Genomic DNA, 10058 nt, shown 5'->3' on the forward strand with positions numbered 1-10058 from the left:
AAATCCACGTCCCTTTGGATTTTCTGTCCGACATCTGCAAGCCGCCGTGCCCAAAAAGGAGCTGCTGTTTTACGTGGCAAGCATGACAGTGGCCTGGATAATAGGGGCGGCAGCGTCAAGCGGCTACATCTTATCAGCGCTGTTTGTGATCGTAGCCGTGTGGCGGTTCTTCAAAAACACCGCGAACAACTTCATAGAGGAGATGCCGAAGCGCTCAGCGCTCAGGCACTACACGCTCGGTGTAGTCTCGCTGGTGCTGTTTTTCCTGCTCACCGCTCGCGCCTGCTATATCGCGACGGTCGTCGTCGATACCGCATTTCGCAGCGATTTGTTCGAAAAGATCGCGTTCAAGAGCTTCACTTGAGATCCCTGATGACCGCCCCTCTGGTATCCCATCGCCAAAGGATGCGGCTTTGGCCAATAATCTTGTAATAAATATTTGCTGAAAGCGTCACAGCAAACTTCGTTCGCAACATTCCCGCGCGAAGAAATACTCGGAAATATAAAGACGCATCCGGTTTATATGCTTCGGATAGCTTCGCATCAATGAATTGAACCGAGTTCAAAGGCCTTGATCATGAAGCATCTGCGTTTCGCTGCCACTTTATTGTTAACAGCTGTTGGCGGCGTGAATATTCCGGCACTTGCTGAGGAGCCTTCAATCCCGGTCGCCGAGCAGAAACCTGTTGGTGCCGAGACAATGCAATTTGCGCCGGAATGGATGGGGCCGAAAAGAGGGCAATGCCCCGGCCTTTTCCGCGATCCTCGGTTGGATAGCCCTATTATGGCATTGAGGAACGACATGCCCGCCCCGCCGGCGCCCGAGCCGCCTGCCGGTTTGCTTCACGACCCGGATTGCAAGTTGGAGCTTGCAAGCAGACTATCGGCCATCGAGACGTTGATCGGTATCCGTGTCGCTCAGCTTGATGCCTGGCGGGGCTACACCGCCGCGTTGACGGACTTTCTCGATTTTCCGGGCCATATGCCGCCGAGCTCGTTTCCAGGAGCAGGAACAGCACCATCAGGTCCTGACATTGGAGACAAGAAACCGTCCGGACTGTTCGGGGAAAAGATCGCCGATCGCATGCTGGACCAGGCAATCAAGGCTCGTATGCTGAAAGATAGGGCAGCCGCACTTCGCGCCGTTCTGACGGCTGACCAGCTCGAGAAGCTCAAGGATGCCGAACGATCGCTCGACCCAGGGCCTCGCAGATTCCACTAGCCATCGGTCTGCACCTTGATGGGCAAGCTATTCATCTCCTTCTCCATCCGACGGGGATACCCCCGAACGCAAGTTGCCTGATCTCCGTCAGTTGGAAGGAGCGGCCCGTAAAAGGGCTGCGAGGTCCGGGGCTTGCCCCGCCCGGCATCCCCGGACCAATCACTAAGCGGATGCGCTGATCCGCACTTGACCATAGTTAGATAATTCCATGCTGTACTCCGAAGGCCGGCTAACGGCGCAAACCGAACTGAGACAAACTGACCGAGCCGTGCCACGTGCGCGACCATTGGGCACTTCCCGAAAGATCCGGCTCCGGCGGCCAGGATTGGCTTTTGCCGGGCTCGCTCTTCTTGTCGTCGCCGGCGCATTGCCGTTTCGCACAAACATCTTCCGAGAGGAAAGCTCATCCGCCATCACCGCGGCGGCGGGGCGGGGCGACGTCGAAGAAGCGGTGCTTGCCTCTGGCACTTTCAAACCGATCAAGCTTGTCGCCGTCGGCGCTCAGGTTTCGGGACGGATCACAGCGCTAAATGTCAAACTCGGCGAGGCGGTCAAGAAGGATGCGCTGATCGCCGAAATCGACTCCACGACGCAAAGCAATGATCTGAGGACTGCCGAGGCCTCCCTTGCCAATGTCAAAGCGCAGCGCGAAGAAAGCGAAGCCGACCTCGTCAATGCGCAACAGACACTGGCACGACAGCAGACCGTCTTTCGCAATCAAGCCGGCTCCAAGGCCGATCTGGACAGCGCGGAGGCCAGCGTCAAGAAGACCACCGCGCAAATCGCTGCGCTCGATGCACAGATCATTGCGGCGGAGGTTGCGGTGGAAACGGCGCAGGCCAATCTATCCTACACCCGCATTACCGCGCCGATGGACGGGACCGTGCTCGCCATCGTCAATCAGCAAGGCCAGACCGTCAATGCTGCCCAGTCGGCTCCGACGATCGTCATTCTCGGCCAACTCGACACGATGATCGTTCGCACCGAGATATCGGAGGCCGACGTCGTCAAGGTCAAGGTGGGCCAGCCGGTCTATTTCACCATCCTCGGCGATCCCGTCACCCGTTATGATGCGGTGCTGCAATCGATCGAGCCGGCTCCGGAATCGATCACCAGCGACAGCAGCGTCACATCTTCCAGCACCACCGCATCGAGCAGCGCGACGACCTCGTCGTCTTCGTCTTCGGCGATTTATTACAATGGCATCTTCGCCGTATCGAACCGGGACAACCGCTTTCGAACCTATATGTCGGCTGAAGTCCATATCGTGCTCGGCGCGGCCAAGGACGCACTGGTCATCCCATCTTCGGCGCTTGGAGTGAAAGCTGCTGACGGATCCTACAATGTGCACGTCGTCGCGGCCGACGGACAACTGACCTCCAGAAAAGTCGCCATCGGCCTCAACAACAATGTCATCGCCGAGGTGCGATCGGGCCTTTTGGAAGGCGAGCGCGTTGTCATCGGTCAAGCAAGTACGAGCACGACGACCAGCAGCAGCGCCGGCGGGCCGCCGCCGCCGATGGGATTTTGAGCAATGGCTGCCGCGCTTGTAGAACTCAAAGGCATCAGCCGGGAATACCAGTCCGGCGAGCGAACCATTGCGGTGCTGAAGGACGTCCATCTGTCGATCACCGAAGGAGAGATGGTCGCCATCGTCGGCCCCTCCGGTTCCGGCAAATCCACGTTGATGAACATCATCGGCCTGCTCGATCGTCCCTCCGCCGGCACCTATGCGATCGCCGGATCCGAGACACATCGGCTCGACAGCGATGCGCTTTCAAAGCTGAGGCGAGAGCATTTCGGCTTTATCTTCCAGCGCTATCATCTGCTTTCCGAGCTAAGCGCGCTTGGCAATGTCGAAATCCCGGCGATCTATGCGGACCAACCCAATGAGGCACGGCATACCCGCGCCACCGCTCTTCTTGATCGTCTTGGCGTGGGTGATAGGACCGGGCACAAGCCGGGTCAGCTTTCCGGTGGCCAGCAGCAGCGAGTCTCCATCGCGCGTGCCTTGATGAACAACGCCAATGTCATCCTCGCCGATGAGCCGACCGGTGCGCTCGATCAAAAAAGCGGCGAGGAAGTGCTTGCCATCCTCTCCGAGCTGCATGCCGAAGGCCATACCGTGGTGATCGTCACCCATGACATGAAGGTCGCCGCGCGCGCGCAGCGTGTCATCGAGATCTCGGATGGCCGTATCGTCGCCGACGGGCGCTCGCACGACGAAAATAACCGAAATTCCCACAAGCATGGCTCCGTACCCGAGATGGAGCGCGGGAGCGCCAGCTGGCGTGACCTGGGCAACCGGCTGCGCGAGGCCTTTCTCATGGCGACCCTTGCGTTGAATGCGCATCGGTTGCGCACGTTCCTCACCATGCTCGGCATTATCATCGGCATAGCCTCGGTCGTTAACGTCGTTGCGCTCGGAGAAGGTTCGCAGCGCAAGGTGTTGGCCAATATCAATAGTCTCGGCACCAACACGCTGGAAATTTTTCCTGGCAAGAGCTTTGGCGATACCCGTTCAGGTCGTATAAAGACCCTGGTGGTCGCCGATGCCGATGCCTTGACCAAACTGACCTATGTCAGTGCAGTCACGCCGACCGTTTCGACCAGCAAGACGATCCGGTTCGGTCCGACGGAGGCCAATGCCCTCATCAATGGCGTGGGCAACGCTTATTTCTCGGTCAAGGGCTCGAAACTCGTCGCCGGTCGACTGTTCGACGCAGACGACGTGCGTCGCATGGTGCAGGATGGCGTCATCGATCAGAATACGGCGACAACGCTCTTTGCGGCCAAGGGCCTAGATCCCACCGGGCAGGTGATATTCGTCGGCAAGGTGCCCGTCCGTGTCATCGGCGTCATCGCCTCGCAGCAAGGTGGTTTCGGGTCCAGCGACAATCTCTCGGTCTATCTTCCCTATACCAGCGTGCAGGCGCGTTTCCTCGGCGATATGTCGCTGCGCAGCATCACCCTGCGCATCAATGACGATACCGGAAGCGCGCTCGCAGTGAGCGCGGTGACGCAATTTCTGGAAAGCCGGCACGGCACCAGAGATTTTTTCATTCTCAACACCGACGACATCCGTCAGACGATAGCAAGCACGACGCGGACGATGACCCTGCTTGTTTCCGCAATCGCCGTCATCTCGTTGCTTGTCGGAGGCATCGGCGTCATGAACATCATGCTCGTCTCGGTGTCCGAGCGCATCGCCGAGATCGGGGTTCGCATGGCTGTCGGCGCCCGTCGCCAGGATATATTGCAGCAATTCCTGATCGAGGCGGTGCTGGTCTGCCTGTTGGGAGGCGCGCTTGGGATTGGGCTTGCGCTCAGCTTCGGTCTCGCCTTCAACCGGTTGGGATCGAACTTCTCCCTGGTCTATTCAGGAAGTACCATTGCGCTCGCATTTACCTGTTCATGCGTGATCGGGCTGACCTTCGGCTACCTGCCGGCGCGCAACGCGTCCAGGCTCGATCCGGTGGCGGCCCTTTCAAGAGATTGATCGTCTACTGCCAAAACCTTGGGATCAATGGACCGCCAACCCCTTTTACAAGGAGGGAGAAATCCGGCTCCACCATTCATGTTGGGGGCGTCTGGCGGAGCCGGCATGCGGGTGATCAGAGCACTCGAAGAGCTCCGGACCGCATATGAATTTACAGCAACCATCCTTGGAAATATTTCCAAACATTGCCGAAACAAGGTTTTTTTAGGATATTTCTTGTCCAAACGTTTCTAACATAGCTGAGTTATTCTGGGTTTATCCATTACATCTTTCGATGAATTTATATATCACTCGGGTTTTATTTGGCATATCGTTGGTACGTCCTTTGCGCGTGGCAAATTATAGTCGATACCGCCCGTTGCCTATTTGCTTTCTCTGCTCCACTTCTTTGAACAGCAAGCAGCAATCGTCGCTTCGAGGGTGGATGATCGAATAGGATCGACGAATTTCAACCGGGGAATTGAGTTTGGCGGCAGCAAAAGTTTGGCAATCGGCGCCCGCTGTTAGAAAGAGGCATGTGTCAACCAGCAGCGAGTCCATCGCCGCGGCTCCTGAATGCAACCACCTGTTCCAGACCCCTCGGCTGGCGATTGCGCACGGTGATCTCTCCTTCGAACCTGGAAACGATTTCCTTGGCAATAGCCATACCGAGGCCTGCTCCGGGGAAGGACCGCTGTCGTGCGATATCGATCCGAAAAAAGGGCTCGAACACTTGGCTGAGGCGCTCTTCGGGAATTCCCGGCCCGGTGTCGACAATCCTGACGACGGCCTTGTCGCCAGCGTGAGTGACGGTGACGATCGCTGAACCACCGTGCGTTGCCGCGTTGATCAAAAGGTTGCGCAGCGCCCTTGTCACCGCCAGAGAGCCTGCGCAAATCATCGCAGGCTCCAGCTCGCCGGCTTCGATCGCCATGCCCATCGTCGTCAGCTCCGTCACGATGTTTGCGACGATCGTATCGAGCCTTACACGCTGCATGCTGTCCGTGGAAATTTCCTCGCGCACCAATCCGATGGCGCTATCGGCAATCGTGTCGAGCTCTTGAAGGTCGGCGAGCCATTTCAGCCGATCTTCATCATCCCTGATGAATTCGGCACGCAATCGCATGCGCGTCATGGGGGTTCTAAGATCGTGTCCTGCGGCTGCGACCAGCCGCATCCGGCTCTCCGTTGCGGCTTTCACCCTTGTCGATAGTTCATTGAGTGCCCGCGCGGTCACGCGAATTTCAGCCGGACCGGTTTCTGGAACGTGCGGGAGCGTCCCGTCCGGCCCAATCTCGGCCGAGGCCCGCTCAAGCAGGCGAAGCGGCTTCATGATCTTCGATGCGGCAAATATGGAAATCAGCACACTTCCGGTAATGATGAGGCCAAGCCATCCTGTGAGTATCTTCCATCCCCCAGGGGGCGGCCCCATTTCCGGCATCGGCATCACCATCCAATTGCCGTCGGGGAGGTAGAGGGAGGCGGTTGTGGTACCGGTCGATTGGCGCGATACGGTCGCAACCCGAATATCGCCGGTTCGGCGCAGGCTTTCCATCAGAAATCCGGAAAGCGGTTCATCGGGGGCTCCATCTGCAGGAACAGCGGCTATGACTACGCCAGCAGAGATCGCCGCAGCCCGGTCTTTTTCCGCAAGCTTCGCGAGTATGGAGAGCTGGCGCGCCATCGGCTCCATGGTCGTTTCCGGCCGCGGCCCCCGCATCACAAGGCTCGCCGCAAAAGATGAGGTGATAACCACCAGAACAATGGCCGTCAGCAAGAGAAGCGCCAGCCGGGCGCCCAGAGACTTCATGGATCACCCTTAACAGCCGTAACCGGAACAACGAGCTGATATCCGCTGTTTCGGATCGTTCTGAACACTGGTTCGTCGGCAGTCTCTCCGAGCTTGCGACGCAATCTGCTCATCAGCACGTCGATCGAACGATCGGCCGGATCGCGATCACGCCCCTGCGTCAAGTCGAGCAGTTGATCACGGGACAACAAGCGGCCGGCTCGTTCGAGAAAGGCCTTCAGCAGATCAAATTCGGCACCGGTCAACGAGACAACCTCGCCATTGTCCCTGGTGACGCGACGAAGCTGCGGATCGAGAGTCATCTCGGCAAAATGAAACCGGCGCTGATCCGGTTCGGGAGACGGTTCCTCATTTGTCCGGCGCAGGACCGCCCGAATACGCGCGGCCAGCTCTCGCGGATTGAACGGCTTGCCGAGATAGTCGTCGGCGCCGATCTCAAGCCCCAGGATCCGATCGATATCCTCCTTCAGTGCGGTCAGAAGAATGACCGGGATGCGCGGACGGCGGTTTCTGAGATCTCGGCAAAGATCAAGGCCCGATCCATCGGGCAGCATCACATCCAAGACGAGGAGATCCGGAGTGCGCCGATTGAGGGCGTCATTGCAGCCGCGAAGGTTGCTTGCCGTCGAGACGCGAAAGCCCTGCTCCTCGAGATATCGGCTCAGAAGCGTGCGAATTTCATGGTCGTCATCGACAATCAAGACATCTGACGCAGCGGTCACAGTCATAGGCACATCCCATTTCTTCAGATTTTTATACCACTCCTTTCCAAAAGAAGGTTTTTCGCAGGCGAAACCAGCAAAAACTCCTGTCAGAAACATTGGTTTACAAAAATCTCGATGGTGGAAATGCTGAGCAACAAAATAAGTACGCCGCTTCGGCGCTCTTTTGCGAACTATCAATATCGAGGCCACCCAGATCGGAAACCGAAGCAGTCGACCACCACGGACAATCACGATAGAACCGCCAAACGGCAATAAAGGTACTTGGAAATGGCTTCACCCAAATCAGTTTATCGTTTCAACTCCGCCATCGTTCGTGAACCATCACGCTCGGTCGTCGACGGCCTGCGTGCCGGCGGGCACGCCGGCCCGACCTATGAGGGCGTGAAAGCAGAACATGACGGTTACATCGAAGCGATGCGCGAAGCCGGGGTTGGGGTGACCGTCCTGCCCCCGCTCGAGGCCTTTCCGGACTCCATCTTCGTCGAGGATCCGGCACTCGTGTTCACCGAAGGTGCGATCCTGCTTCGTCCGGGCGCGGCAAGCCGCATTGGCGAAGCAGCGGCAATCGCACCCGTCTTGCGCAACATGTTCGACACAGTCCTCGATCTCCCAGGTCATGGATACGTGGACGGCGGCGATGTTCTGACCACGCCGAACAGCGTTATGATCGGTCTTTCAGCACGAACCGACAGGGCAGGCGCCGAGGCTCTCGCCGGCTTAATCGAGAAACTCGGCCGCAAAGCCAAGCTGGTTGCAACGCCGGAAGGCGTGCTTCATTTCAAGACCGACTGCTCGTTATTGGACGAAGAAACCGTGCTGTCGACCGCCCGTCTTGCAAGCACCGGTGTCTTTGAGGATTTCAAGCAGATCATCATTCCGAATGGCGAAGAGCCGGCCGCGAATGCGTTGCGTGTCAATGATGTCCTCATGGTGCCTTCTGATCACCCGCGGACGCTCGAGATGCTCGACAAGCTTGATTACCGGATCGTCCCGATGAAGACTGCTGAAATCGGCAGGATCGATGCAGGTCTCTCCTGCCTGTCGCTGCGCTGGTATCGCGACGACCAATAGCCTTGCCGGGAAACAAAAGGTCCTCATCCGGCAATCGGTTCCTCAGGGCACCAACACGATCTTTCCGGGACGGTGCGGTCTTCGAACGCTTGATGCGCCCGCCAGGCCTCATGAAGCGGATATTAAAGAGAAAGTGGATTAAATTTAGCCGCGTACCTGTCATCGACAGGGAAGCTGGATAAAAAACATCCGGCGGTGCCGCCGCGTCGACCGTCGAACTACCCCGAACGGCTGAACAAGATTGCACACGATGCAGTTTGCAATCCCGTCGTGAACGCTGGTATAGTCAACGACATCAATCCGGCGACCGCGTAAGTTTCAGCTATCCATCGGCGGACCTGATTGCTCTCGACATGTCAGTAATCATGCGCTCGCCATACCGCGAGCAATAAGACGAATGGATTGCCCGACGTCTGGCTATCGGTAAGGCGCGGGTTATTGGCATCGGCGAAGACCGAGCCGTCTTGGCGTCCGAACGGGAGTAGACAATTGGGCCCCCTTTTGAAAGAGATTCGCCACAACCCCATGCTATGGTTGTTGGTCGCGGTGCCGGTGGTTTTCGTTGCCGCGGCAGTTGCCCCTGAGGCCCACACGGCACTTTTTGTCCTGTCGGTGCTTGCGATTGTGCCGCTCGCCGGGTTGTTAAGTCACGCGACCGAATCCGTTGCCGCCAAAACTGGCGACGCCGCTGGCGGGCTGCTCAACGCCACCCTGGGAAATCTTACCGAACTGGTCATCGCGCTGGCTGCCCTAGGCGCCGGGCAATACACGTTGGTCAAGGCATCGATCGCCGGCGCGATCGTCACCAACACGCTGTTCATGCTGGGCGCTTCGTTTTTGCTTGGCGGCCTCAAACATCACCTGCAGGAGTTCAACCGGGCCAGCGCGCGCCTTCAAGCGGGCCTGCTGTTTCTGGCCACAGTCGCGCTGCTGATGCCGTCGGCGATTGCTGAAATGGAGTCGACATCAGCGGCAGCAGCCACCCAAAAGCTGAGCCTTAGCCTCGCCGTTCTGCTCATCATCGGATATGGACTGGGGCTGTTGTTCTCGCTGAAGACGCATCGTGAGGTCTTCTCCGGAGCAGAGCATGCCGAAGCAGATGAAGCACCGTGGCCGATCGGTCTGGCTCTGGCCACCCTTGCCGGTGTCACCGTACTCGTGGCGCTTGTGAGCGAGATCTTCGTCGAATCCGTGCAAAAGGCAGCCGAAGCTTTCGGAATGACCGCTGCCTTTGTCGGCTTCATCGTTGTCGCATTGGTTGGCGGCGCCGCTGAAATGGCTTCGGCATTTTCCGGCGCACGCAAGAACCGGCTCGATCTCAGCGTCGGTATCGCGTTGGGGAGCGCTTCCCAGATCGCGTTGTTCGTCGCACCCGTCCTGGTGCTGGTGAGTTATCTGATCGGCCCTTCGCCGATGGATCTGCAGTTCTGGCCAGGTGCCGTGGTGATGGTGCTCCTTGCAACCATCACCGCGATGTTCGTCACCAACAGCGGACGGTCGGCATGGTTCGTCGGCGTATTGGTGCTGATGGTATATATGATCTTTGCCATGACGCTTTATATCTTGCCTCCGGCAGTGAAGTGACGTCGCCCTGCGATAGCGTTTCGCGCGCTCCGGCAAGGGCCATTGCCTGAAGCAAGTGGAGGATGGGCGAGCTAGACCGTATGTTCCTGGGATGAAGGTGGCCCGCCCCCGCGGTAAGCTGAATTCGGGGGTTGCTCTGGATAGGCCGGAGCCGAGCCCCACGCTTAA

At 58.2% G+C, this 10058-nt stretch carries 8 protein-coding genes; 6 read left to right on the top strand and 2 right to left on the bottom strand.

The window, feature by feature from the left end; genetic code table 11:
• The first annotated feature begins 82 nt into the window (after window positions 1–82).
• The 4 genes from PY650_RS28075 (at window position 83) to PY650_RS28090 (ending at window position 4721) form a co-directional block, all read left to right on the top strand.
• On the top strand, window positions 83–364 hold the full coding sequence (locus PY650_RS28075; protein WP_285882964.1) for a hypothetical protein: 282 nt from the start codon (window positions 83–85) through the stop codon (window positions 362–364).
• 420 nt (window positions 365–784) lie between these two features.
• Window positions 785–1222 (top strand): hypothetical protein, encoded by a 438-nt coding sequence (locus tag PY650_RS28080; RefSeq protein ID WP_285882956.1) that lies wholly within the window; start codon window positions 785–787, stop codon window positions 1220–1222.
• A gap of 208 nt (window positions 1223–1430) precedes the next feature.
• Window positions 1431–2753: an efflux RND transporter periplasmic adaptor subunit gene (locus PY650_RS28085; protein ID WP_285882958.1), complete on the top strand. Its 1323-nt coding sequence runs from the start codon at window positions 1431–1433 to the stop codon at window positions 2751–2753.
• Window positions 2754–2756: 3 nt separating this feature from the next.
• Window positions 2757–4721: a MacB family efflux pump subunit gene (locus PY650_RS28090; protein ID WP_285882959.1), complete on the top strand. Its 1965-nt coding sequence runs from the start codon at window positions 2757–2759 to the stop codon at window positions 4719–4721.
• Between the two features lie 520 nt (window positions 4722–5241).
• Here PY650_RS28090 and PY650_RS28095 read toward each other — a convergent pair.
• Together PY650_RS28095 and PY650_RS28100 are read right to left on the bottom strand one after the other, a co-directional pair.
• Complete coding sequence (locus PY650_RS28095) at window positions 5242–6510, bottom strand: ATP-binding protein (RefSeq protein WP_285882960.1); 1269 nt, start codon at window positions 6508–6510, stop codon at window positions 5242–5244.
• Complete coding sequence (locus tag PY650_RS28100; RefSeq protein WP_285882961.1) at window positions 6507–7238, bottom strand: response regulator; 732 nt, start codon at window positions 7236–7238, stop codon at window positions 6507–6509. The genes PY650_RS28095 and PY650_RS28100 overlap by 4 nt, the downstream gene beginning before the upstream one ends.
• A 264-nt stretch (window positions 7239–7502) precedes the next feature.
• Here PY650_RS28100 and PY650_RS28105 point away from each other — a divergent pair, with 264 nt between their 5' ends.
• Window positions 7503–8306 (top strand): arginine deiminase family protein, encoded by an 804-nt coding sequence (locus tag PY650_RS28105; protein WP_285882962.1) that lies wholly within the window; start codon window positions 7503–7505, stop codon window positions 8304–8306.
• A 489-nt stretch (window positions 8307–8795) separates the two neighbouring features.
• Window positions 8796–9890 (top strand): calcium/proton exchanger, encoded by a 1095-nt coding sequence (cax, locus tag PY650_RS28110; protein WP_285882965.1) that lies wholly within the window; start codon window positions 8796–8798, stop codon window positions 9888–9890.
• The last annotated feature ends 168 nt before the right edge of the window (window positions 9891–10058 follow it).

It is taken from the genome of Martinezella calliandrae (assembly GCF_030272695.1).
Taxonomy (GTDB): domain Bacteria; phylum Pseudomonadota; class Alphaproteobacteria; order Rhizobiales; family Rhizobiaceae; genus Rhizobium; species Rhizobium calliandrae.